At 44.9% G+C, this 25,419-nt stretch carries 24 protein-coding genes; 18 read left to right on the forward strand and 6 right to left on the reverse strand.

The window, feature by feature from the left end; translation table 11 throughout:
* Positions 1-2 precede the first annotated feature (2 nt).
* A complete protein-coding gene (gene ilvD / locus QZ157_RS03745) occupies positions 3-1,676 on the reverse strand; it encodes a dihydroxy-acid dehydratase (protein WP_295141980.1) in 1,674 nt (557 codons plus the stop codon).
* A gap of 109 nt (positions 1,677-1,785) precedes the next feature.
* Between ilvD and QZ157_RS03750 the strand changes: the two genes are divergently transcribed.
* The 7 genes from QZ157_RS03750 to thyX all read left to right on the forward strand — a co-directional run bounded on the left by QZ157_RS03750 (position 1,786) and on the right by thyX (position 10,344).
* Positions 1,786-3,237, forward strand: coding sequence for an MBOAT family O-acyltransferase (locus QZ157_RS03750; protein ID WP_295141983.1), 1,452 nt, complete (start codon positions 1,786-1,788; stop codon positions 3,235-3,237).
* A gap of 8 nt (positions 3,238-3,245) precedes the next feature.
* Positions 3,246-4,283, forward strand: a complete 1,038-nt coding sequence (locus QZ157_RS03755) for a hypothetical protein (RefSeq protein WP_295141986.1) — start codon at positions 3,246-3,248, stop codon at positions 4,281-4,283.
* A 53-nt stretch (positions 4,284-4,336) separates the two neighbouring features.
* Positions 4,337-4,564, forward strand: coding sequence for a hypothetical protein (locus tag QZ157_RS03760; RefSeq protein ID WP_295141988.1), 228 nt, complete (start codon positions 4,337-4,339; stop codon positions 4,562-4,564).
* 553 nt (positions 4,565-5,117) lie between these two features.
* Positions 5,118-6,458 (forward strand): Na+/H+ antiporter NhaC family protein, encoded by a 1,341-nt coding sequence (locus tag QZ157_RS03765; RefSeq protein WP_295141991.1) that lies wholly within the window; start codon positions 5,118-5,120, stop codon positions 6,456-6,458.
* Positions 6,459-6,736: 278 nt separating this feature from the next.
* Positions 6,737-9,088, forward strand: coding sequence for a flagellar hook protein FlgE (gene flgE, locus QZ157_RS03770; RefSeq protein ID WP_295141994.1), 2,352 nt, complete (start codon positions 6,737-6,739; stop codon positions 9,086-9,088).
* 184 nt (positions 9,089-9,272) lie between these two features.
* A complete protein-coding gene (locus tag QZ157_RS03775) occupies positions 9,273-9,650 on the forward strand; it encodes a type II toxin-antitoxin system death-on-curing family toxin (RefSeq protein ID WP_295141997.1) in 378 nt (125 codons plus the stop codon).
* 61 nt (positions 9,651-9,711) lie between these two features.
* Entirely contained in the window at positions 9,712-10,344 is a 633-nt protein-coding gene (thyX, locus tag QZ157_RS03780) for an FAD-dependent thymidylate synthase (protein ID WP_295142000.1), read from the forward strand.
* 728 nt (positions 10,345-11,072) lie between these two features.
* Here thyX and QZ157_RS03785 read toward each other — a convergent pair.
* Positions 11,073-11,435, reverse strand: a complete 363-nt coding sequence (locus QZ157_RS03785) for a hypothetical protein (RefSeq protein WP_295142003.1) — start codon at positions 11,433-11,435, stop codon at positions 11,073-11,075.
* 187 nt (positions 11,436-11,622) lie between these two features.
* Positions 11,623-12,273 (reverse strand): superoxide dismutase [Fe], encoded by a 651-nt coding sequence (gene sodB, locus QZ157_RS03790; protein WP_295142006.1) that lies wholly within the window; start codon positions 12,271-12,273, stop codon positions 11,623-11,625.
* A 663-nt stretch (positions 12,274-12,936) separates the two neighbouring features.
* Between sodB and QZ157_RS03795 the strand changes: the two genes are divergently transcribed.
* The 5 genes from QZ157_RS03795 (at position 12,937) to QZ157_RS03815 (ending at position 18,478) form a co-directional block, all read left to right on the forward strand.
* On the forward strand, positions 12,937-13,935 hold the full coding sequence (locus tag QZ157_RS03795; RefSeq protein WP_295142009.1) for a DctP family TRAP transporter solute-binding subunit: 999 nt from the start codon (positions 12,937-12,939) through the stop codon (positions 13,933-13,935).
* 6 nt (positions 13,936-13,941) lie between these two features.
* Entirely contained in the window at positions 13,942-14,484 is a 543-nt protein-coding gene (locus tag QZ157_RS03800) for a TRAP transporter small permease (RefSeq protein ID WP_295142012.1), read from the forward strand.
* Positions 14,485-14,493: 9 nt separating this feature from the next.
* A complete protein-coding gene (locus QZ157_RS03805) occupies positions 14,494-15,777 on the forward strand; it encodes a TRAP transporter large permease subunit (RefSeq protein ID WP_295142015.1) in 1,284 nt (427 codons plus the stop codon).
* 132 nt (positions 15,778-15,909) lie between these two features.
* Positions 15,910-17,175 carry a sensor domain-containing diguanylate cyclase gene (locus QZ157_RS03810; RefSeq protein WP_295142017.1) on the forward strand — a complete coding sequence of 422 codons (1,266 nt, stop codon included), beginning with the start codon at positions 15,910-15,912 and terminating at the stop codon, positions 17,173-17,175.
* 175 nt (positions 17,176-17,350) lie between these two features.
* Positions 17,351-18,478 (forward strand): hypothetical protein, encoded by a 1,128-nt coding sequence (locus QZ157_RS03815; RefSeq protein ID WP_295142020.1) that lies wholly within the window; start codon positions 17,351-17,353, stop codon positions 18,476-18,478.
* 176 nt (positions 18,479-18,654) lie between these two features.
* On the opposite strand, the gene QZ157_RS03820 is transcribed toward QZ157_RS03815, so the two are convergent.
* The 3 genes from QZ157_RS03820 to QZ157_RS03830 are packed head-to-tail and all read right to left on the reverse strand — an operon-like array spanning position 18,655 to position 21,294.
* Positions 18,655-18,804: a hypothetical protein gene (locus QZ157_RS03820; RefSeq protein WP_163026379.1), complete on the reverse strand. Its 150-nt coding sequence runs from the start codon at positions 18,802-18,804 to the stop codon at positions 18,655-18,657.
* Between the two features lie 16 nt (positions 18,805-18,820).
* Entirely contained in the window at positions 18,821-20,668 is a 1,848-nt protein-coding gene (locus tag QZ157_RS03825; protein WP_295142024.1) for a mechanosensitive ion channel domain-containing protein, read from the reverse strand.
* A complete protein-coding gene (locus tag QZ157_RS03830) occupies positions 20,665-21,294 on the reverse strand; it encodes a carbonic anhydrase (protein ID WP_295142027.1) in 630 nt (209 codons plus the stop codon). Before QZ157_RS03830 ends, QZ157_RS03825 begins: the two co-directional genes overlap by 4 nt.
* A 159-nt stretch (positions 21,295-21,453) precedes the next feature.
* Here QZ157_RS03830 and QZ157_RS03835 point away from each other — a divergent pair, with 159 nt between their 5' ends.
* From QZ157_RS03835 to QZ157_RS03860, 6 genes are all read left to right on the forward strand, one after another.
* Positions 21,454-22,155, forward strand: a complete 702-nt coding sequence (locus tag QZ157_RS03835) for a Bax inhibitor-1/YccA family protein (protein WP_295142029.1) — start codon at positions 21,454-21,456, stop codon at positions 22,153-22,155.
* A complete protein-coding gene (locus QZ157_RS03840; protein WP_295142032.1) occupies positions 22,148-22,531 on the forward strand; it encodes a thiamine-phosphate pyrophosphorylase in 384 nt (127 codons plus the stop codon). The genes QZ157_RS03835 and QZ157_RS03840 overlap by 8 nt, the downstream gene beginning before the upstream one ends.
* Before the next feature lie 62 nt (positions 22,532-22,593).
* Positions 22,594-22,923 carry a preprotein translocase subunit SecG gene (gene secG / locus QZ157_RS03845; protein ID WP_295142035.1) on the forward strand — a complete coding sequence of 110 codons (330 nt, stop codon included), beginning with the start codon at positions 22,594-22,596 and terminating at the stop codon, positions 22,921-22,923.
* A gap of 9 nt (positions 22,924-22,932) precedes the next feature.
* Positions 22,933-23,895: a polysaccharide deacetylase family protein gene (locus tag QZ157_RS03850; RefSeq protein WP_295142038.1), complete on the forward strand. Its 963-nt coding sequence runs from the start codon at positions 22,933-22,935 to the stop codon at positions 23,893-23,895.
* Positions 23,885-24,442: a ribosome recycling factor gene (frr, locus tag QZ157_RS03855; protein WP_295142041.1), complete on the forward strand. Its 558-nt coding sequence runs from the start codon at positions 23,885-23,887 to the stop codon at positions 24,440-24,442. The genes QZ157_RS03850 and frr overlap by 11 nt, the downstream gene beginning before the upstream one ends.
* Positions 24,443-25,193: 751 nt before the next feature.
* Positions 25,194-25,419, forward strand: a 226-nt coding sequence (locus tag QZ157_RS03860; RefSeq protein ID WP_295142043.1) for a hypothetical protein, incomplete at its 3' end; no start/stop codon positions are given.

Here is a 25,419-nt window from a genome sequence, read left to right on the forward strand (position 1 = left end):
GCTTACGCCTCCAAAATTGCTCCGTTACTAGCGTTCGTTACCAGCTTGCGATACATCCGCAGCCAGCGATACGGCAGCGGTTTTTCAAGCGGCTTAAATTTAGCCCTGCGTTCGGCTATCTCAGTCTCGCTTAGGCGCACATTGATCGCGTACGTATCCACGTCGATGTCGATGATATCGCCGTCTTGTAGCAATCCGATCATGCCGCCCTCGGCAGCTTCGGGACTCACGTGTCCGATACTTAGCCCTCTCGTAGCGCCGCTAAATCTGCCGTCCGTGATGAGAGCTACGTCCGCGCCGAGACCTCGCCCCATGATTAGGCTTGTAGGGCTTAGCATTTCCTGCATACCGGGACCCCCGCGCGGCCCTTCGTAGCGGATGACGACCACGTCGCCTTTGCCGACTTTGCCCTTTGAGATGCCCTCTATCGCCTCGTCTTGGCTGTTAAAGCACACGGCCTTGCCACTAAATTTACGCTCGCCGATGATGCCCGCGGTTTTTATGACGCAGCCCTGCTCGGCTAAATTTCCAAACAAAATCGCCAGTCCGCCCACGTCCGAATAGGCGTTTTCGACCTTATGGATGACCTCTTCGTCTTTTATGACGCTTGCTCCGACGCGCTCGCCTAGGCTTTCGCCCGTGACGGTCGGCGCGCCTAAGTCCAGCAGTCCGTTGTCGCGGCGTGAAATTTCGTTTATCACGGCGCTTAGCCCGCCCGCGCGGTCGATATCCTCCATGTGGATATTTGGCAGGCTAGGGCTGATTTTGGCGATGTGGGCGATCTTGCGGCTGATGTCGTTAAGCCCCGCGATCTGTAAATTTACTCCCGCTTCGCGCGCGATAGCCAGGATATGCAGCACGGTGTTGCTGCTGCCGCCCATCGCCATATCGACGACTAGGGCGTTTTGGATCGATTTTTCGTTCACGATGTTGCGTATTTTGTATTTTTCATCGAGCGCTATCTGGCAGATACGGCGTCCAGCCTGCCTGATAAGCTCCTCGCGCTCAGGAGTTAGCGCCGGCACCGTGCCGTTGCCTTTTAGCGCGATACCCATCGCTTCGCACAGCGTATTCATCGAGTTGGCCGTAAACATCCCCGAGCAGCTGCCGCCGCTTGGACAGGCTTTGCACTCGATCTCTTTTAGCTCCTCGGCGCTGATCTCTTTGGTTTCAAATTTACCCACCGCCTCAAACGCCGTAGACAGGTCGATCGGCTCGCCTTTTTTGGTGTAGCCCTTTTTCATCGGGCCGCCGCTAACAAAAACCGTCGGCACGTTCACGCGAAGCGCGCCCATCACCATGCCTGGCACGATTTTATCGCAGTTTGGCATGCAAACTAGAGCGTCTAGGGCATGAGCGTTCATCACGGTTTCGATCGAGTTTGCGATCAGCTCGCGGCTAGGCAGGCTATAAAGCATCCCAGTATGCCCCATCGCGATGCCGTCGTCCACGCCGATACAGTTAAACTCAAACGGCACGCAGCCGTTTTTGCGGATCTCGTCTTTTAAAATTTCGGAGTATTTGTTGAGGAAAAAGTGCCCCGGGATGATCTCGATGAAGCTATTTGCCACGCCGATAAACGGCTTTTCAAAGTCCTCGTCCTTTAGCCCCGTCGCTCTTAGCAAGCTTCTGTGCGGCGCGCGCGTATAGCCTTTTTTGATGATGTCGCTTCTCAAATTTGATCCTTTTGGTGAAATTTGAGCGATTTTATCAAATTTAGGATTAAAAAGCTTAATTTAAATCAAATTTGAGTATATTTAAACTCTTTTTTAAACAAGGAGTGAGATGCTTTTTAATTCATTTGCATTCATCGTTTTTTTCTTGCCGATTACTTTTAGCGTCTATTTTATATTAAATAAATTTAAGCTAATCCAACTAAGCATTTTATGGCTCACCGTCGCTTCGCTATTTTTTTACGGATATTGGAATTTTATTTATATTCCGCTTATTTTATGTTCGATCACGTTTAACTTCTACGTCGGTCATCTGCTTTGCAATCACCCTTCCCGCAAAAAGCTTATTTTATGGGCGGGCGTCGCGGCAAATTTAGCCTTGCTGGCCTACTACAAATACACCGACTTTTTGATAGAAAATTTTAACGGAATTTTCGGCGCAGACGTGCCGCTGCATCACGTTATTTTGCCTCTTGGCATCAGCTTTTTTACCTTTACGCAAATAGCGTTTTTAGTGGATTGCTATCATGAAAAAGTAAAAGAACCCAGCTTCCTTCGCTACGCGCTTTTCGTTACGTATTTCCCGCATCTTTTAGCCGGTCCTATCATCCACCACGCCGAGATGATGCCGCAGTTTGCGAATTTACGCTTAAAGCGCATAAACTATAAAAATTTAAGCATCGGGCTTTTTTTGTTCTCGATCGGACTTTTTAAAAAGGTCGTAGTGGCAGATTTTTTCGCTAGATTTGCTATTCACGGATTTGACGTTTACCCTACGCTTAGTATGAGCGAGGCGTGGATCACGAGCATTAGTTATACGTTTCAGCTGTATTTCGACTTTAGCGGTTACACCGATATGGCCATCGGCATTTCATATATGTTTAACATTATCCTGCCGTTAAATTTCAACTCCCCTTACAAAGCGCTAAACATCCAAGACTTTTGGCACAGATGGCATATGACGCTTTCTAGATTTTTACGCGATTATATCTATATCCCGCTAGGCGGCAACCGCAGAGGCGAATACCGCACTTACGCTAACGTTTTTGCCGTATTTTTGCTAGGTGGACTCTGGCACGGAGCGGGCTGGATGTTTATTATCTGGGGCGCGCTGCACGGGTTTGCTATGATGATTTGTAGATTTTACGGCGCGCATTTTCGCCCGATGAATAAATTTCTAGCCTGGTTTATAACGTTTAACTTTATAAATATCACTTGGATATTTTTCCGCGCTAGAGACCTAGATAGCGCGATGAAGGTGCTAAAAGGCATGTTTGATTTCAGCTCGGTTAAGATAAATTTTAACTATTTAGAGTATATAAGCAATTCTTTAGGATTTAATCAAATAAATTTCCTAGAAACGCCGCAAATAGCCATGGGTACGTTTTGTGCAATCATAGGCATCACGCTTTTGGTTACGGTTTTCGGGCGAAACTCGAACGAAATGGCCGCTAGAGCAAAATTTGGCTTTCTTGCCGCGCTGTTTACGGCATTTTTGCTTGCTTTGGCTTTTGTTTTTAGCTCCGGCGCGCAGGAGTCTCCGTTTTTGTATTTTAACTTTTAGGATTAAATTTGAAAAAATATAAAATTTTCCTTATCGCGCTTCCTATTTTGACGCTCGCTTTGATCGGAGCTTATGTGGCGTTTGCGATGTTTCTTATCAGAGTTTCGTCGGCTCATCACTACGCATACAAAAACTATCTCATAACAAACACTACCGATCAAAACCGCATCATCGTAGAAAGCGGCTCAAACTCATACCACGGCATAAACTCTTTGATGCTTGAAAAGCACTTTGGCAAGCTAACGATAAATTTAGGCGATCACGGCGGCTATCCGCTGCTTCATAGGCTATACCGCGCGGCTAAATTCGCCCATAAAGGCGATATTTTTATCCTGCCTTTGGAGTATCGCTACTATATCGGCGACGTGCCGCCCGATACTTATTACTATGGGATTTTTTTCGAGCTACATCATTTTTACGACTATTTGCCGTTTTTAGAAAAGCTAAAAACTATCTCGCAAATCCCGCCGCAAGCCTTTATGAACGCCGTAACCAGAGACTATAGGGATAGGGCGGCGTTTAAGATAAATTTTAACAACTTTATCCATCGTTGGCCGCAAGCCGTGCACGATTTTTCGCCCAATTTTAAAAACGGCGAGCGCGGAGATTATCAATACGTCGGCAAAGTAGAAGAAGCAAGAGACACCCAGATGCCCTGCCAGCAGTATATATTTTTCACCGATTTTTCGGGTAGCAAGATCGGCATAAACGATATTTTTAGGCGAAATTTAAAATTTATGAAAAAGCTGGAGCAAGAAAAGGGTATTAAATTTATCTTTACCTATCCGGCCGTCGCGGGTGATGATTGCTACGATCCAAACGACCCGCACGCCGCGGATAATCAAAAATTTTTAAAAGACGTAAAAAAGCTCATCGAAGATAACGGCTTTGAGATGATAGGGGATTATAAAGATAGCTATTTTCCGCGTAAATTTCTGCACGACACGTGGTTTCATCTAGTGCCAGAGGCTAGAGATATGCGCACGCAAAAGCTAATCGAAAATCTGGAAAAATCAAAATACGCAAAAGAGCTGCACGCAAAATAAATATCGGTTTGCGATTTTAAATCGCTAAATTGATACGAGGAACAAGGCGAGCTTTGAATTTTGGGCTAAATTTGCTTTACGAAATTCGCGCGCTAAATTTGAGCAAAAGCGAAAATTTAAATTTGAGCGCAAATATCCTTTGCGCTCGCGTAAAAATAAAATCTCGCTGTGCGCTTGATTTTATCAATCTTATGCCGTGTGTAAATTTAGTTTTAGACCGCGGATTTTGCGCTGATAGCGCTCGTATTTATCAAGGATTAAAGCTAAAGCCGCGACTTTAGACGCGCCAAGAGCGGTTTAAATATCGTTTCCTTTTGATGATTTTTACGAGATTACGCTCTGGCTAGACTAAATTTTACTTTACTTTAATTTTTATATTATAAAATTATTAAAAGTAACCGAAAGCGACTCTTTGCAAGAAAATTTGCGCCCAAGGATATGAGCCGTATCGGTAAATAAAAGCCGTTTGGCGACCGGGCAATCTAGCTTTTGCCTAACGTACGTAAATTTAGCATTTGCGGGTTTTTTCGCTCATAGATTTAGCGCAAAGTCGGGCAAATGGGCTAGGCGTAATTAAACGGCTAATTTAGGTTCTAGCGCAAGAAAATGCGATAATTTTAACTTCGGTTCGTCTTAGCGCCGTTGATTTAGGGTTAAATTTAGGGCTGAATTCACCGAGGATAAATTTAGCTTTTTAAGCTTCGAGGGCAGCTTTGGCGCCCGGCGCCTAGTCTGCTTGATTTCGCTTTAATGGCTATGCTTAAATTTGACCGTATTCGCGCCGAGTCGTAAATTTAGCGCTCGATAAATTTAAAAATCAAAAAAGGATTAAAAATGCTAACCAATCCCGTCGTTATCAGCATCGTCGTGATGACCGCGCTTTGTTTGCTGAGGTTTAACATCCTACTTTCTATCCTCGTCTCCGCCCTAGTCGCGGGACTCATCTATCACGGCGGATTTGAGGGCGTAGGGGCCTTTTTTGGCGCGCTAAAGGCGACTACTTCGACGCTGATAACGGGCATGAGCGGCAACCTACAAACTTCGCTCAGCTACATCCTGCTAGGCGCGCTTGCAGCCGCGATAGCCGACACGAACCTAACCGCGATCCTCATAAATGCCGTTAGCAAGGCTCTAGCAAAAACCAGCACCTATTTCGCGCTTATCATCGCCGCGATCGCGTGCTTTTCGCAAAATTTGATTCCCGTGCATATCGCTTTCATCCCGATTCTCATCCCGCCGCTTTTGCCGCTGATGAACCGCCTAGGCATCGACCGCCGAGCCGTGGCGTGCGCTCTTACTTTCGGACTAAAGGCGCCGTATGTTAGCCTTAGCGTCGGTTTTGGCCTTATCTTTCACGGTATCATACAAAAAGAGCTAGCAAACAACGGCGTAACGGTGAAGATGAGCCAGATCTCGGACGTGATGTGGATAGGCGGAGCCTCAATGCTAGTCGGACTCTTTTTGGCGATTTTCGTCTTTTACCGCAAAAGACGCGACTACGCGCACACTAAATTTGAAACGAGCGAGGAGCGAGAGGCGCAGATGGCCGCAAGCCTAAAAATGACTAAAAAAGAGTGGGCGGTGCTAGGCGGCGCGGTAGTAGCCTTTGGAGTGCAAATTTATACCGAAAGCATGCCTCTTGGCGCGCTTCTTGGGCTTTTAGTCATGATAGTTTTGGGCGGTATCGAGTACCGTAAAATCGACAAAATCATGGACAGCGGCCTAGCGATGATGGGCTTTATCGCATTTATCATGCTAGTTGCGGCAGGCTTTGGCTCGGTTTTGCGCGAGAGCGGCGGTATCGAGCAGCTAGTGGGCTTTGCTAGCGAGGTGGTGGGCGGCAAAATAGGCGGCGCGATACTTATGCTAGCTATCGGTTTGCTAGTTACCATGGGCATCGGCACGAGTTTTGGCACGATACCGATCATCGCGGCGATCTACGTGCCGTTTTCGCTATCGCTGGGATTTTCTCCGGCGGCCATTATCTTGCTAGTTGGTATCGCGGCGGCTCTAGGCGATGCGGGCAGTCCCGCTAGCGACAGCACACTAGGGCCAACAAGCGGCTTAAATGCCGACGGACAGCACAATCACATCTACGATACGTGCGTGCCGACGTTCATATTCTTTAATATACCGTTGCTAATCGGCGGCGTTATCGGTGCGATGATTTTGTAAATTTTACGGCTTGTCTTTTTCCGCTATACTGCGTTGGAATTTAAATTTTAAGCTCGGCAGACTAACTGTCTAGCCTACGCTTAAAATTTAAATTCCGTCTTGTCTAGTAAAAAAATACTGCGCCTTAATTTTTTCCATTCAAATTTTGAAGTAAATTTACAAAATTTAGCTCATATATTCTTTTTGCCGTTACCTTTACAAATGCTAAACCAAATTTAAAATTTGGAACGTCTTTTGCTTTGGCTAGCTTAAATTTCACTTTTTACAAAGGATAAACTATGATGAGATCGCTATGGGCAGGCGTTACCGGACTGCAAGCTCACCAGATCGCTATGGACGTCGAGGGCAACAACATCGCCAACGTAAACACCGTCGGCTACAAATACAACCGCGCAAATTTCGACGACCTTATCTATCAAACTTCGCGTATCGCTACCGCACCGCAAAATCAGCACGGCGGCGTAAATAACATGGAAGTGGGTCTAGGCACTCAGATAAACTCCACGACGAGGATTTTTAAGCAAGGCTCTTTGCAAACCACCGACAAGCAAACCGATATCGCGCTTCAAGGCGATGGGTTTTTCATGGTTAGCCCGGACGGCGGCAAGACCACCTACTATACTAGAAACGGCGATTTTTCAAGGGATAGCGAGGGTAACTTCGTCGATAACGGCGGAAATATCGTGCAAGGCTGGATGAGGGACGAGGTTACGGGCGAGATAGATCCGACCAGACCTCTTAGCGATATAAAGATACCCACCGGTCTAACCGTACCTGCGCGCGCCACGACGAATATCGCTCTAAAGGGAAACTTAGACAGCGGTAACGACGTAGGAAATAAAAAAATACCTATCTACCAACTCGATCAGTATCATAACTGGGTCGATACCAATAAAGACAGCATCAAAACCGACACGGAAAGACACGAAGAAAACAATATCGGCGAAAATAGATTTTACGTAAATAGGCAAGGCGAGCAGAGGATGACCGAGCGCGGAGCCGATCTTGGCGTTTTGTTTAATAATGCCGGCGACGCGTATAATCTACGCACGGGGCAGGGTATCTGGGTCAGCTACGCAGACGCCAAAACTAGAGCCATGGACGTAGGCGCTAGAAACGACGGAACCTTTGCGCCGCCTAAAAATTTGAACATAAAACTAAACGGCGAGACCATAGTAGCAACGGTAAATAGCGTAAGCGAGCTAGCTACGGCCATAAATCAAAGATATAGCAAAACGGGCGTAGAAGCTAGCGTCATAAACGGCAATCAACTGGTTCTAACCAACAGAAACAACCTAGGCACTACCGCAGCCACCAGAAATATAAAAATGACCGTAAATAATGAAACTGATCCAGCTTGGGCTACAACAGATTTTAAAACGACCAATATCCTAACCGCATACCAATATACTTACAACAAAACCCGCGTAAGCGCGCAGCATACCTATGATGATTCTATGGCTAGAGAGGTAACGACTACCGAGGATTTGCGCGAAGCGATGCAAAAAGACGCTAGGCTCTGGACTAACTACAAAGGAACAAGGATAGATAACGACGGAACCGGAAAACCTAATCAAACCGATTTTGAGGCTGCGGCTTCTCGTAATGAAAATAAAAACGACGGCGTGGAGATAACCGTAAACGAGCACGGGCAGTTTCAAGTAAAAAATCCTAGCGGAGATGCCTTTAACTCCGACGACAACGACCGTACGGACGCAACCGGAGGCGGCACGACGAACAATGACAATACTGACGACAATGACAATAATATAAATTTAGCCGTCACGGGTCTAACAAATGCCGCCAACAACGTAACCGAAAACGTTAAATTTACGGCATCTATGGCGCCGCTCTCAGGTTCGTTAAGCTCCGGAGACGCCGCAAGAGTAACCGATAGCCTAAACATGGCGGCTCACAGCTCTAGCACCGATATCTACGACAGCCTAGGCACGAAACATAACGTCAAGATGGACTTCGTAAAACGCGGTTATACCGAAAACGGCGGAACGGAGTGGACGATGGTGATCCAGGTGGCCGAACCAAATCAAATAAGCACTACAGAGCCTAAAAACGTGATAACCGGTTACGTGAGATTTAACCCGGACGGCTCGCTAGCGACGTATAGCCCTGCTAGCATTACCTTCGGCGCGCAAAACGGCTCGTCTATCGGTCAGCATATCGAGCTAAAATTCGGTACTACCCAGACTACCGACGGACTAACCAGCACCGATAACAACTCAAGCACCTCCGACATCAGCCAAGACGGATATGCTAGCGGCGAGCTACACGGACTAAGGATAGACGGAGCAGGCACTCTCATAGGCTCTTTTACCAACGGCAGAAGCCTAGGACTAGCGCAAGTGGGCGTGGCTAAATTTGCAAATAATCAAGGCTTAGCCGGCGAGGGCGGAAATTTATTCTCCCGCACGGCAAACTCGGGCGACCCAATCATCGGCGCGGCTCAAACTGCCGGACGCGGTAAAATTTCGGCCTCAAGCCTTGAGATGAGTAACGTCGATCTATCTCGCTCGCTAACTCAGCTCATCGTCGTACAGCGCGGCTTCCAAGCTAACTCAAAGACGATCACGACTAGCGACGAGATGCTAAACACGCTGCTTCAATTAAAATAATTTTAATTCTTAGGGCGGATAAAACCGCCCTAGCTTTATAAAATATGCTATACTCGCTTAAAAATTTAGGATAAAATATGCAAAAAAAAGAAGAAGAAATCAAAAAAGAGATAAAAGAAAAATTAAAAAAAGTCGTTTTAAATAATCCTAAAATAAAAGCAATTTACGAGCGGCTAAAAGATAAATGATCTATCCAGATATAAAAGACGCGGTAGAAATACATAACGACATCATCGAAAATATAGGCGGCAAAAGCGGCTATAACGAAGTTAGTATCGGTTATCTGGCTTCTGCTTTGGAGCACGTTAGAAATGATGAATTTTATCCGAATTTTTTAGATAAAATAACTCATATCGTATTTTCGTGCGTCAAATTTCATCCCTTTTTAGACGGCAACAAACGAACCGCCATACAGCTTGGAATATATTTTTTAGAATTAAATGGAATGGACGGATACTTCGTACATTTTGCGAGTATTATGGAAGATGCGGTAGTAGATCTAGCGGATAACAAAACCTCTAAAGATGAGCTAAAAAATATTATCTCAAATATCATCTACTAAAATCAAATTTTTATCGATTTTTAGTTAAATTTACCGCTAAATTTAACTAAAAGAGTCAAAAATGCAAGTAACGCTTCTAAACTACACCCCGCTAAACATCTGCTCGCACGCGATCCGCACGTGCTGGCAAAGCTTCGAAAAAGGCGACAACGGCGGCGAAAAAGACGTCGAGCTCATCGAGCGCGTCGGCAATAAATTTAAACACGCCAGCACGCTCGAGCACCTCTCCTACAACTTCTACATCCAAGGCATCTCGCGCGCCCTGCTGCAAGAGCTAGCCCGTCACCGCGTAGCGAGCCTCAGCGTCAAATCAACGCGATACACGCTAAAAGAGCTAAAAAAAGAGGCTAAATTTGAGCTTGGCGACTTTGAGCGGGCGGCGAGATTTATAGTATTAACGGGCGACGAAACGGTCGATAACGCAAGCGTCAAAGCGCTAGAAAACCTGCGCGAAATCCTCGCAAACACTACAAAAAGCCTTGACATCGTCAAGTACTGCCTGCCCGAGTGCTACAAAACCGAACTCACGTGGAGCGTAAACGCGCGCAGTTTGCAAAATTTCCTCTCTCTTCGCAGCTCAAAATCGGCGCTTTGGGAGATCAGAAGCCTCTCGCTAAAGCTTTACGAGTCGCTGCCGCAGGAGCATAAATTTATATTTGAAAGCTGCGTAAATCAAGAAGCTCAGCCTAAGTAATCGGCTCAAAAATATCGCGCCCTCTAGTTGCCGGCGGCGGTTTTGCGGGGCGTACGAGCAAATACGGTGTAACGCGCGCGGATTTAGATAAACGTTTGATAAAATTAAAAAACCTCGCTCAAGCGCTACGGTCATAGGCAAAAAAGCCGAAATTTTAGGCACTTAGAAAGTAAAATTTAAAATCGGCGCGAGCGGAAGCGAAGCTTTATCTGCGGCGTAATCGCGGATTATTTATCAGGACTTTGCATTGCGCGCGTAGGCGATTACAATAAAAGCTCCGCTTTAAACAAAATCTATATTTTTTACATCATTTTGCCGCGGTGATAGAGGCACTTAAATTTCAAATTAGATCGCTGAAAATTTAACGTAAAAGCAATAAATCATAAGGGCGTAATGGCGAAGCTCTACTCGCATGTAATCAAATCAAATGCTTTAAGGGCGTATGAAGGGCTTAAATTTATCGTTAAACGGCAAAAATTATAAATCAGGCGTTAAATTTATTTTTGTGCTAAATTTTTGTTATTTGAAGCCGATTGCCTAAAGGCATGATTCGTCAGCGGTTTTTGATTGGGATAAGTTTGGATTTAAAGGCGCGGTTTTAGGCTGATTATGAGGAAAAATCGCTAATCGCCAAGCTTGGCGACGAAAATTATAGAGCCGAAAAATTCGTCGGAAGAAAAAGCGAAAACCATATAAATTTAAAAATCCGCCGAAAATCGGCGGAAAAATTATTCGTCGTATTTTAAGAAAATATCCTCGCCGCCTTTTTCAAGGTTTAGGATGCCTTCGCCGCGTTTAAAGGTAATCTCGGCACCGTCGTCGTTTGCTAGTCTCGTGCCGCTTGCGGTGACCGCGTTTTTAAGGTTGATTTTGTGACCTTTGCTGTCTTCTAGCACGGCGGTATTAAATTCGTCCGTCGAGCTTAGTTTGACGACGTATTTCGGGTCGTTTACGCCGGTAAATTTAATCACTTCGGCTTGCGATTTGGTGATTTGCGCTTTGTTCGAGCTTTCGCTTTTGCTCGCCTGGCAACCGCTAAGCATAGCAACTGCGGCAAAAGCCGCCAAAGATGAAACTAAAATTTTCTTCATTTTTGTCCTTTTTTTGAAATGAGACTGAAATATTACTTTAAAATAATTTATATAAAGTAAATTTAACCAAGCGGAGTCCTCGCTCAAGGTTAAATTTACTCGCGGGCTTACGCTTACTTTGGAAAAATAAGCCGCCGCGCGCCTGTTGCCAATGCTCTTAAAAAGCCTGCAAAAATAGCGATTTAAACTAGTTGCATCCGCAACCGCAGCAAGATTTAGCGCCGCCGTGAAGCTCGGAAACGTAAAATTTAACCGAATTTAGCCCCTCTTTTAGCGCCCATTCGTAAGCGCTCGAGACGAAATCCCAGTTGATATTTTCAAATAATTTCTCCAAATACGCCGGGCGCGCGTTTCTGTGATCGACGTAGTATGCGTGCTCCCAAACGTCCGCGACTAGAAGCGGCACGAGGCCGTCAGTTACCGGGGTTTGCGCGTTGCTTGTTTGTACGATTTGCAGTTTGTCCTCTTTTGGATTATAAACTAGCCACGCCCAGCCGGAGCCAAAAAGCGTAGTCGCAGCCTTTAAAAACTCCTCTTTAAAATTTGGAATATCTTTTTCCAGGCGCGCCTTTAGCTCGTCGCTCATTTGGCTTTTTTTCGCGATGCAATCCCAGTAAAAGTCGTGGTTATAGACCTGAGCCGCGTTGTTAAACACGCCGCCCGAGCTTTTTACCAAGATATCAAAGAGGCTAGTGCCCTCAAACTCCGTACCTTTTATCAAATTATTTAGGTTATTGACGTAGGTTTGGTGGTGCTTGCCGTGGTGATAGTTACAGGTTTCTTCGCTTACGACGGCGTTTGCTTTCGGATCGAAAGGTAGTTTTCTAAGTTCAAACATAATTTTTCCTTTGTAATAAAATTTATCCGTAATTATAGCGATAAAAGAGTAACTATTTTACTAACGCTTTAATAAGCTTTTATCAATAACCGTAGATTTTGCGATAAATTCAGATGTTTGACATTTATAATAAATTTAGCGACGCGCTCGCTGGTTTTGCAAATTTTAGCCTATATCGCGATTACTGGCTTTTAATCGCTAGCTCGCTCATAGAGCCTTAAGATACGCCGCCGCGATTTTATTAGCTCAAATAATCTTATGGCGCGTAAATTCGACTCAAAGATAAGACCGCGTCGCTTAAAAGTCCTAATCTCAAGTGAGCTTTTAAGCTCTATAACGAAGCGTCAAAGAGGGCGTAAAAGCGGTAATTTTAAAAAAAGCGATCCGTTAAATTTAACCAAAGCTTAGTATGATAAATTTCAACTTAAAAGCAAGCAAAATATAAGATAATGTGTATTTTAGTAACATTTGATTAAGTAAGGGCTGGCAAGATGTAAAGCGAAATAACGATATTATTTACGCAGATTTATTTATATGTTACTTTTTTACACATAAAAGGGATAAATTCTACGAGATAAAAAGGAAAATTTCTAAATTCGCTAGTTTTATATTTTATAATCGTTTCAAGCTAACACATAGCGCATTTCACAAAAAGGACATCACATGAAATTTAAGTTACTTTCCGCACTGCTTCTTTCCTGCGCGCTGGCCGGAAGCGCGTTTGCCGCAGGCAAAACATACACGATCAAATTCGCCCACGTTGTGGCCGCCTCTACGCCAAAAGGCAAGGCTGCCGATTTTTTTGCAAAAAGAGTCGGCGAGCTTAGCGGCGGAGCGATCAAGGTCGAGGTATATCCTGCCGCGTCTCTGATGGATGACGATAGGGTTTTTGCCGCGCTAAAGCTTGGCAACGTCCAAATGGCTGCGCCTAGTTTTTCTAAATTTACTCCGATAGTACCGCAGTTTCAGCTATTTGACCTGCCGTTTATCTTTAGAGACAACGCCCATCTTTACGCTGTTCAAGACGGCGAAGTTGGACAAGCTTTAAAAGATATGATCGCCAAAAAAGGCTTCATCGCGCTTGATTTTTGGGACGCTGGATTTAAGCACTTTAGCTCAAGCAAAAAGCCGATCGTAGAGCCTGCGGACGCTAAGGGGCAAAAATTCCGCATCCAAAGCTCAAAGGTGCTTGAAGAGCAGATTAAAGCTGTCGGCGGCAACCCGCAAGTATTGCCTTTTTCAGAGGTTTATCCGGCTCTTCAGCAAGGCGTAGTCGATGCGACGGAAAACCCGCTTTCAAATTTCTATAACTCCAAATTTTACGAGGCGCAAAGCTCTTTAACGCTATCAGGCCACGGATATTTGGGATATTTAGTCGTTATGAGCGAGAAATTTTGGAAAGGTTTGCCTGATGACATGAAGGCTCACGTAACGCAAGCTCTAAAAGAGGCTACGGCTTATGAGCGCGAAGAGACGGCTAAAGAAGAAGAGCATATTTTAAGCGAGCTTAAAAAATTTGCCGGCGAAAGCAAAAAGCTTGAGATAATCGAGCTAAATGCCGATCAAAAGGGCAAATGGGCAGAGGCTATGAAGCCGATTTATCCGAACTTCTACAACGTGATCGGTCAAGATCTGGTAGAAAAAACGATAAATACGAAGTAGGATTTTATGGGTAAATTTTTTGAGATTTTAGATGTCGGCATCGCCTCGGTAAACAAAACCGTAGCGGTGCTAGGCATCGCTGCAGGCACGCTGCTAGCATTCATTAACGTCGTTATGCGCTACTGCTTTAACACGGGCTGGTCGTGGGCCGGCGAGCTAACTAACTACCTTTTTATCTGGTCGGCGTTTTTTGCCGCAGCATACGGCTTTAGAAAGGGCATTCATATCTCGGTTACGATTTTGATCGAGAGATTTCCGCCCATCGTCGCAAAGGCCTATCTCATCTTTGCAAATATACTAACGACGGCATTTTTGATGTTTATCGTAGTTTATAGCGTGCAGTATTTGCAGGTGATGATCGAGCTTGATTTCATGAGCGTGGATCTAGGCATACCGCAATGGATACCGATGTTGGTGCTTCCGATAGCGTTTCTGGGTGCCAGCTACCGCGCCGGAGAGAAAATTTTCCAGATTGCTATGACGCCGGCCGATAAGGTCATCGTAAATAACGAAGCCGAGATGATACACGACTCGGTCAAGAAAAGCTAAGGAGAGCCTATGACCATCGCATTTTTATTTATCTCGCTGTTTGGTCTCATGCTTATAGGCGTTCCCGTCGCCGTTTCGCTTGGAGCTAGTACGGTTTTAACGATGCTGCTTTTTACCGATCTTGACGTCGCGGCGATGCCTCAGCTTATCTTTGACGGTATCAATAAATTTGCCCTTATGGCGATCCCGATGTTTATCTTAGCCGGAAATTTACTGAGCAAGGGCGGCTCTGCTAGACGCATTATAGATTTTGCTAAATCCATGGTCGGACATCTGCCAGGCGGCCTGCCGATGAGCGCGATATTTGCGTGCGTTATATTTGCCGCGGTTTCTGGCAGCTCGCCCGCTACGGTCGTAGCGATAGGCTCCATCATGTTTGTCGCGATTAAAGAAGCAGGCTATCCGAAAGAGTACGCCGTGGGCGGCATCACAACCGCAGGCTCTCTAGGCATTTTGATCCCGCCTTCGGTCGTTATGATCGTTTACGGCGTGACGGCCGAGGTCAGTATCGCGCGGCTATTTATGGCGGGCGTGGTGCCTGGACTGATGCTGGGCGGCATGATGATACTTCAGACTTATATCGGAGCGAAAAGGCTTGGATTTAAAGCTACTACGCCCGAGCCTTGGAGCGAGCGAATAAAAAAATTCTTTAGAGCATTTTGGGCGCTGCTAATCGTAGTAGTCGTTATCGGCGGTATCTACGGCGGCATTTTCACCCCGACAGAGGCTGCGGCGGCGAGTGCGATTTATGCGCTGATTATTTCGCTATTTGTCTATAAAGATATCAAATTTAAAGACCTGTGGGACATCTGCCTAGAGTCTGCCATCACGACGGCGATGATATTTTTCATCATCGCAAACGCGGTCGTGTTTGCGTATCTGCTAACTAGCGAAAACATCCCGCAAACGATAGCGGACAGCATCCTAGCCGCAAATATCGGCAAGATAGGCTTTTTAATCATCGTAAACGTCCTGCTTTTCATCATGGGACAGTTTATGGAGCCTTCATCGGTCGTTATGATCATGGTGCCGCTACTGCTACCGATCGCAACCGCGCTAGGCGTGGATCCGGTGCACTTTGGTATCCTGCTAATCGTGAATATGGAAATCGGCATGATCACGCCGCCTGTCGGACTGAATTTATTCGTCGCTAGCGGCCTAACGGGCATGAATCTAAAAGACGTCATCGTCTCATGCTTGCCGTGGACTTTGACGCTATTTATCGGGCTTATTTTGGTGACGTATATCCCGGAGATTTCGCTTTGGTTGCCTAATCTTATGTACAAAAACTAACCGACTTTAAATTTTGCGAGCGGGCTTAGCTAAAGCCTTGCTCGCCTTAAATTATGCCGCGCTAAATTTACCTCAAAAGCCCAAATAAAGCCAAAGTGTCGTATAATTTTCGCAAATAAAAAAGGGGAGATTATGTATAGCGTTAAACTGCATATTTGCTTAAGCGAGGATTTAAAAAAAAAGCTTGAAATTTTAGAAAAAATCCAGCCAAAGCCGCGCTTTACGCACGAATTTAGCACTATAAAAAGCTCAAGCGATATCCCTACGCCCATACCCGACGAAAATCAATATCTCATCATCGCAAGCGAGAACTGCGGACTAAATTTACCCGAGCTAAAAAACCGTATCGGCAAAAACGGCTTTTTGGCGATTTACGCGAGGGATGCGGACAAGATAACCGGCGAACAAAAGCAAATCGCCGATGAAATTTGGCTAGAAAGCGTAAATTTAGACGACTTTTACTTTGAAAAAGCGCTAAATTTGATCGCCGAACGCAAAGAGGCATGGCTACAAAAAACGTGGTTGCAGACGATGATAAACTCGTCTCCCGATATGATCTGGTTTAAGGATATGGACGGACTGCACCTAGAGGTAAACGACGCCTTTTGCGAGGTCGTAGATAAGCAAAAAGACGATGTTCGCGGTAAAGATCACTACTATATCTGGAATATCCCAAAGGAGATATACGAACAAACGGGCTACGTCTGCGTCCAGACCGAGGACGACGTCGTAGCCGCGCGCAAAACCTGCCTGCTGGACGAAGAGGTGATGAAGGCAGACGGCAATCTAAGCAAGCTAAAAACGTATAAAACGCCGATATTTGACGGAGAGACGATCATTGGTACCGTAGGCATCGCTCGCGACGTGACGAAAGAGTACGAGTATCTGCAAAATATCGAACATCTAGCCCACTACGACCAGCTCACGGGGCTAGCTAACCGCAACCAGTTGGACGCATTTTTAGACAAGCTAAAAACCACGCATATGAGCATACTTTATATGGATTTAGATCGCTTCAAGCAGGTAAACGACGAGCACGGACATCAGGCAGGCGATAAGGCTCTGGTCGCGATCGCGGAGCTGATAAAGGAAATTTTTAACGATGCTATGAACGTACGCATAGGCGGAGACGAGTTTATCTCGATATTTACCGACGGCGCGAATATGCAAAGCATAGCGCCTCGCGTGCAAATTTTGATCGACCGATTTTTTAAAATTTGTCAAGAAAATCCGCTATTTAGCGGACTATCCGTGAGTGCCGGCATCGCAGAAGGACAGATTGGACACGGCTCGTTTGATCTGCTGCTTCAGCGCGCCGACGATGCTCTTTATAGGGCTAAACACGCGGGTCGCGGCACCTACTGCATAAATCCCTGGGAAGACTTTGAGCAAAAATAAATTCTGCTAGCGTTTGCCGGTCGGTAGCGATGCGGCGCAAATTTACGGCGATTCGTCAGCATCTATGCGCCTTGGCGGGTGACCGTAAATTTGATATCACTTCTTATCTTTTACTCTAAATTTTATTCAAAATTTGCCGATATCGTTAGAAAGCCAAATTTTAAAAGGATTTTAGATGATAAGCGGCGTAAACGGATTTAACGCAAATGCAAATTTTGATTTTAGCGGCGCTCGCGGGCAAAATCTAAAAGCGCGCGAGGAAAAAGAAGCGGCGAATTTGATGTCAAATTTGACGGCACAGATTAATTACGATACGGTAAATCCAAGCGAATTAGACTACGACCAACTAAAAATTTGGGCGGATAAGGTTGGTCCAAATAAGCTAACCGGTAAAAATTTAAGTATGTGGCTCGGCATAAAAATGGGGTTTGAGAAGGTTGTGGATGATTGGCGTAAGGAGCTCGGACTAAAGCCTGACGAACCGATATTTGCAAGGAGGATATTTTCTCTAAGCGGCTACACGAGAGACGATAAAATCAGCATCTGGGGCAAATTAAACGGGCTTGATCCGAGTACCGACAAAGAAAAAGCCGCCGAGCTAAAAAGCTTCGTAGATAGCACGCAAGCCCTGATCGCGCACGCGGGCGATCCGTCCGATATATTTGGGCAGGACGTCTTTAGCGTGGATAAGTTTTTGAGTAAATTTAACGTCGATCTGGGCGGGTTTGGCACAGGGCTTGGCATGCGTAGCGGCAGCGGTCTGGTAATGGACGCCGAGGCCTCGAAACTGCTGGATTCGGACATGAGCGAGGAGGAGTTTAAAGATAAGTGGCTCGAGTACGCGGCAAATAAAATCCTAGGCGAATACGCAAATGTTAAAATTTCGCTCAAAAACGGTGCGCTAAATTTCAACCAAACGCCCGCAAAAGAGCGCATTACGCTTCTTGGGCAAGATCTCGAAACTCGCGTGAGCTACGCGGACGAAGCGAGCAAAAAAGAGTTTTTTAAATTTCTAAAAGACGTATTTAAAAACGGCCAGAGTATCGGAGACGCGCTACAAAAAATCGCACTAAAAAAAGGCGATTTTGACGAAACGGTCAAAGAAGAAGCGCAAGCAGACGCCGCCAAAGAAAAGAAATTTAAACCGATCAAAGCGACGAGTAAAAGCCAAACCTACGTTTACAAGGATATAAAGCGCGAGTTTTTTGAGAAATTTATCAAAGCAGAACAAGAAAAAGGGACGGACGTAACCAAGCTTTTAGAAGCTCTAAATAAAATCCGAAAGCTAGATATAAATGCCTAAATTTGAAGGTGGCGGTTGCTAGGATCATTAAAAAAGACGAATTCGTATGTTAGTCCAAATTCAGCTCAAAAATTAGCCGAAACTACGCGCCGAATTTGCTCGTAAAAGCTAAATTTAAACGCTCCAAATTCGGCCTGCCGGCAAATTTGCCCCGCAAAGCCGAATTTGAGCTCAAATTACATCTCGTAGCTATCCTCTTCGTCTTCGTCGCCGTATTCGTAGTCGTTCTCGTCGTAGTTGTAGCTGTATTTTTCGGATCTCTCGTCGTCAAATTCGGAGTATTCCTCCTCCAAATCTTCCTCTTCGTAGTCAAATTCTTCGCTCATTTTCTCTCCTTTAAAATTATTTTTTCACTTCTTCGACGTATAGGCTCTGGCTAGGGAAGGCAAATCCAAGCCCGTTAGCCTCTACGATATTCATTATTTTTAGCATCACATCCTCTTTGACAGCCAAAAACTCGCCCCAAACTATCGTCTTTGAAAAGCAGTACACGAGGATATTTATCGAACTATCGGCAAACTCGTCCACGACGACGAATAAATTCGACTTATAACCGGCCAAATCGTCGATCGAGACGATACCGCGGTCATATCTGCTAGCCTTTTTAGACCCCATATCGTCGCCCTTTGCGATGTCTGGGTGGTCGATTAGCATCTGCTTGATCTCATCGACGCACTTTTTGATCTGCTCGGTCGTGGCGCTATATTCTAGCCCGATTAGCATCCTGATGCGTCGCCCCATCTTTCGCCTACTCCAGTTTCGGATCGGATCGCTAGCTAGCTTTGAGTTTGGCACGAATATAAGGGCGTTATCAAAGGTTCGCACGGTCGTTTTTCTGAGCCCTATCTCCACGACCGTTCCCTCGATGTCGCCGCACACGATCCAGTCACCCTGCGAAAACGAGTTGTCAAAGAGCAGCATAACGGAAGCAAAGAAATTCGCCAAGATGTCCTTAGTCGCAAGAGCCACCGCAAGGCCGCCGATACCAAGAGACGCGATGATGGCGCTGACGTTAAACCCGAGCTTGCTAAGCACGATAAGTAGCGCGATAACGAAGATGATGAAATAGATGATCTTTAGGATCAAATTTATCACCTCTTTGCGCCCGCTTTTTTTAGTGAGTTCGTTGATGAGCACCATGCCGTAGCCGTTTAGTACGCTAAGTATGAGCCAGGTTACGGCGATGACGAAAGTGATCGCTAGGAAATTTGCAAATTTTATCGGCATCGGAGCCGGATAGTACGCGATCGAGACGCAAATATCTATCGCGTAGGCGATAAGAGTGAGAAGCATCGGGCGCTTGATGATTTCTACGATGCGCCCTTTGGTCTGCCTATCCGAGTCGTGCTTGACGAAAAATTTCATCAAAGCCCACAGCGTGAGCCTGCTAAGCAGCGTCGTAAACGAGACGAAAAACAAAAATACTACGAATATGATTGCCGCCTTGCCGACGTTAAATTTACTCGTAAAGGAGGCCTTTTCGTTGATAAAATCGATCGCCGTTTTTAAATTTAACTCCGAGATGATGTAGTTTGACGTGAGCAGCTCGGCGTTATCGCGCAGGTAGTGGAGTATCTCCTCAAGCGTCTTTTTGTGCGCCTCTAGCGCCTCTAGCTCGCCTTTATGCGCAGCGAGCGCTTCCTCGTTTAGACTATCTTTAAACTCCTTAAACTGCGAGTAAAACTCCGTCTGAAAGCTAAGCAGCGTCTCCTCGACGGCGAGCCTTACGTCCACGGCCTTGCCGCCTTCTTTGAAGATATTTTCCAAATTTAAAAGCGAGGAGTAAAACAGCCCGTCAAGCCGCATACGCTCAAGCTCGAGCATGTTTTTGACGTATAAATTTTGATTGTCCGAGTTTTTTAGCCGTTTGATTTTTGATTCCAAATTTTGCATTTCATGCTTAAATTTTTGCACCTGCTCCTCGTCGATTTCGATTTGCATGATGAGGTAGGGGATCTGCTCGATTAGCTTTTCTTTTTTCTCCGAGACGGTTTTAAAAAGCACGTTTTTATCGGCGGTTTCGTTATTTTCGGCGGATTGGGCTTTGATAACGGCGATCTGAGCGTTTGCCTCGTTGATTTGATTTACGACGCTTAGGATATCCGTGGCGTTTATGTCGTCGATTTTGGTATTTGCTAGTAAATTTAAGCCAAAGCATAGCGCAAAAACGGCGGATAAAATTTTTCTCATTTCTCGACTCCTAGCAGTTTAAAGCTCTTCGTCGCGAAGTTGTAGTTGTAGATTTCGCCCGTTTCTATTATGTAGTGCCAGGCATAAATTTTTAGCTCCTCGTCTTTAAATTTAGCCTTGACGTCTGGATAGCTCAGTAAATTTTCAAACGAATTTACGAGGCTTAAGCGCTCGGTTAGCCACTCTCTTTTTGCGATATTGTCGCCAAAAAGCTTTTGCACGCGCTTTTTTACTGGCTCTAGCAAGTCAAGCCAGCGCTTTACGTTTGGCGTTTTGCTAAATTTAGCCTCGTCCATCCACAAAGCCGCGCAGCCGCCGCAGTTGCTATGCCCGCAGATGATTACGTTTTGCACGTTTAGCGCTTGCAAGGCGTACTCGATCGCCGAGGTCGTAGCCAAAAACTCCTCGCTTTTGCGGTACGGAGGCACGATATTTGCGATATTTCGCACGACGACTAGGTCGCCCGGCATCGTGTTTGTTATGAGGCTAGGCACGACGCGCGAGTCGATACAGCCGACAAAAAGAGTGTGCGGCGTCTGCTTCTCGCCCAGGCTTTCAAAAAGCTCTTTGTGTTCTAAAAAATCTTCTTCCATAAATTTAACGGCGCCGTCTAAAATTTCTTGCATTGTATTTTCCTGATAATTTTTTAAAATATTATATCAAAAACGTTTCAAACTTCGTTAAAATTTTTTAAATTGCTTTTTACGCGCCAAATTCAGCGATTTTTTATATTTTATTTACCTATTTTTGGCTAAATTTGCATCAAAAATTAAAAAGGAGAGAACATGAGTTTATATGACAGAAATTATGCAAGCTCAAGCGAGCATGAGGTTGCCGGCGAATATTCGCAAAGCGCGCTTAGCACGTTTATCAAGCAAACTTATCAGCTTTTTGCGGCTTCGCTTTTAGCAGCCAGCGTCGGAGCTTACGTCGGGCTTTATAGCTCGCTAGGAGCGACGGTAGCGGGCAACTACTGGCTATTTGTGATACTTGAGCTAGGACTTTTGGTCGGATTAATGTTTGCCAAACGCAAAGCGGGCTTAAATTTGATCCTGCTTTTTGCATTTACTTTTGTTAGCGGACTTACGCTTACGCCTATTTTGGGACGCACTTTTGCGATGCCTGGAGGCGCTGCGATAGTAGCTCAGGCCTTTACGCTTACGACGGTAGCATTTGGCGGACTTAGCGTGTTTGCGATGAACACCAAGCGCGACTTTACGACGTGGGGCAAGATGCTTTTCATCACGCTTATCGTTTTGCTCGTGGCTGCGATTATAAATATATTTTTCCACAGCCCGATTTTTCAGGTAGCGCTATCGTGCGTATCTGCTGTTTTATTTAGCGCGTATATCCTTTACGACACGCAAAATATCATCCGCGGTAACTACGAAACTCCGATCGAGGGCGCAGTTGATCTTTATCTTGATTTCTTAAATTTATTCGTTTCATTGCTTAGAATCTTAGGATTTTTTAATAGCGATGACTAACGATGAGCGGATATACCGCGTAATAGACGCAAATTTAAACCGCTTAAAAGAAGGGCTTAGGGTCGTCGAGGACGTCAGGCGTTACGGCTTTGACGACCTAGTCCTCGCTAAAAAAATCAAAAATCTCCGCCACAAATCAAAAATCCCGCAAAAAGAATTCTTAAAATTTCGCGACGCCGCAAACGACGTGCTAAAACCGAGCCTAAAAGACGAGCAAATTCGCCTAAATTTGGACGATTTGCAAACCGCCAACATTAAACGCGCACAAGAAAGCGCAAGGGTTTTAGAGGAGTGTTTTAAGCTCGTCGACGTTAAAATTTCCGAGATTTTTAAGGCCGTGCGCTACGAACTTTATGAGATAGAAAAAGAAATTTAACCCAAATTCAAAACTTTTTTAGTATAATCGCGACTAATTTTGAAAATTTAAAAGGATTTTTAATGGATTCGCTTTTTTTAGTATTGCAGTTTATTTTTGCGGTAGTTTTGACGATCGCCGTTTTGCTTCAGAAAAGCTCCTCTATTGGGCTAGGCGCGTACAGTGGCAGTAACGAAAGCCTATTTGGCGCAAAAGGACCGGCCGGATTTTTGGCTAAATTTACCTTCGTCGTGGGTGTTTTGTTTATCCTAAACACCCTAGCGCTAAGCTATTTTTACAACACGCAAAGCAGTAAATCTCTCATAGATAGCGTCGATACTTCGTCGTTGCCTGCGGCTCCTGAGGCAGTCGCGCCGCAAGCTCCTAGCGCTCCTGTAAGCGAGAAAAAATAAGGAGCGTCAATGAAAAAATTAGTTTCCGCGCTCGCGTTTTTTGCGGCGGCGCAGTTTGCGCTTTCTGACGCGCACATTTTTAACTATCACAGATTTGACGACGATAGGCACCCTAGCACAAACATTTCTAGCAAAAATTTACGCGAACAGTTTGAGTATTTTAAAGAAAAAGGCTACGAGGTCATCCCGCTTTCAAAGCTCGTCGACGCGATCAAAAACGGCGAGCCGGTGTCTGATAACTGGGTCGTTTTAACCGTAGACGACGGCTACAAGAGCTTTTATGAAAAAGGCTTGCCGATATTTTTAGAGTACGGATATCCGTTTGCGCTGATGATTTACGTCGAAGCCACCACGCGAAAATACGGCGACTTTATGACCTTTGAGCAGATCAAAGAGATCGAAAAATACGGCGAAGTCGGCTATCACTCCTACGGCCACTTGCATATGGTCGGACTTAATGAAGAAAAGCTAAAAAACGACTTTGAGGACGGTATAAGCAAATTTGAAAAAAATATGGGCTATAAGCCGCGATATTTTGCATATCCTTTCGGCGAATATAACGACAGGGTGTGCGACGTCGCGATAGAACACGGCATAGAAGTGATACTCAGCCAAAACTCTGGCGCGGTCGCGGCAGATAGCGATCTACACGAGCTAGATAGGATCCCTGCGATGAACGGCACGCATCTGCCGTCTGCGCTTGCTAGTAAATTTCTAAAAGCCGAATGGATACTTCCGCAAGACTATCCGAAGGATAATAAGATTAGCGAACTTATCATCAAAACCGACGAGAACGCGACGCACGGCTACTTCTCAATGACAGGGCAAAAAACAAAAAAAGTTAAGCTCGAAAACGGACAGATGACGCTTAAATTTAACAAGCCGATCGACCGATACAAAGTCAGAATGAGCCTTAAAGTAAACGGAAAAACGACGACAAAAATTTTAGTAAAGGATATAAATGCTGAATGAGATTTACAAAAAGCAAAAAGAGCATAGCGAGAAGTGTATCGAGGGCCTAAAACGCGACTTTAGCACGCTTCGCACGGGCAAGGTAAATATAAGCATAGTCGATAATATTTACGTTGATTATTACGGCAGCCAAACTCCGCTAAACCAAGTAGCCACCGTACTAACGAGCGATGCTAGCACCATAAGCATTACGCCGTGGGAAAAACCGATGCTAAAAACTATCACTGCGGCCATCTCTGCTGCAAACATCGGCGTAAATCCGAACAACGACGGCGAGAGCGTGAAGCTATTTTTCCCTCCGATGACGGTTGAGCAACGCCAAGAAAACGCAAAGCACGCTAAGGCATTTGGCGAAAAAGCCAAAGTCAGCATCAGAAACATCAGAAAAGACGCTAACGACGAGGTTAAAAAGCTAGAAAAAGATAAAGCTATCACCGAAGACGAGAGTAAAAAAGGACAAGACGAAGTCCAAAAGATTACCGATAGCTACACCTCAAAGATCGACTCGCTCGTAAAAGAAAAAGAGAGCGAACTTCTAAAAGTATAACGCTAAAATTTAGAGGCGGTAGCGGCGTGCTACCCCTCTTAAATTTTTAGAGTCTGCCGCAAGCAAAATATAAAATTTACAGCATTCAAAATCGCAAGATAAAGCCACTAGACAATCACGTGGCTTGTTAAATTTCAGTCTATTTCATAAATCTTAGAATCCTAAATTTAGCTCGCTTACCAAATTTATAAATTCGGCAGTATCTACCCGTAGCGTAAAGCATATCGTTTTTGGCTCAAGGTAAGCTGATCAAATTTATCTAATCAACTTAAAAATACGATACGGCTCATTTTATAGGAACATCGCTCCATGATTGTTTTGCTTTTTTATTGCATCTAAAACTCTACTTTTCTTCACTCGTAGCTACGCTTTAAAAACAACAAACATAGTGAAGCAAAGTAGAATACGCCAATTTAAACGAAGCAAGAAATACTCTTTTTAATTTTGTTGCAGTCGCTACCGTTGCCTGGCTTGAAAAATATCTCTTTAAGTTTAGATATATTTAGCATAAACATCCATTTACTTTACGGTAGCAAGGCAAGTCCGTAGTATCTGCGCTTAGCTTTATTAATAAGGCGCCTTCTATTTTATAAAAACTCCTTTGAAAGTTTTTGACTTACTTTAGCCTGTATTTTAAAAGCATTTTGAAGCTACTTGGGAGTAAAGGATATCCGCTTTTTAAGAAATTATCCACTATAATCTTGCGATACGAAAATAAATCTCGAAAGTCTATAGTGGCAAAAAAGATCTTTTGAAAGGCGTGAATAACTTAAATTTTAAAAATGCGAGCGACTCTGATATCTCTGTTTTGTCTCTTGATTTTTTAGATGACAGTGCCATTATCGATATTAGACCTCGTATTGATAAAAGCGGAGAGGAAAAACTACTCGGGTCGGGCGATATGTTGGTAAAAATTAATGGCAATATAACGCATATTTTCTCACCGCTCTTAAACCCCGACGACATAAAACAAAATT

Origin of the sequence: uncultured Campylobacter sp. (assembly GCF_905372745.1) — a bacterium.
Lineage (GTDB): Bacteria > Campylobacterota > Campylobacteria > Campylobacterales > Campylobacteraceae > Campylobacter_A.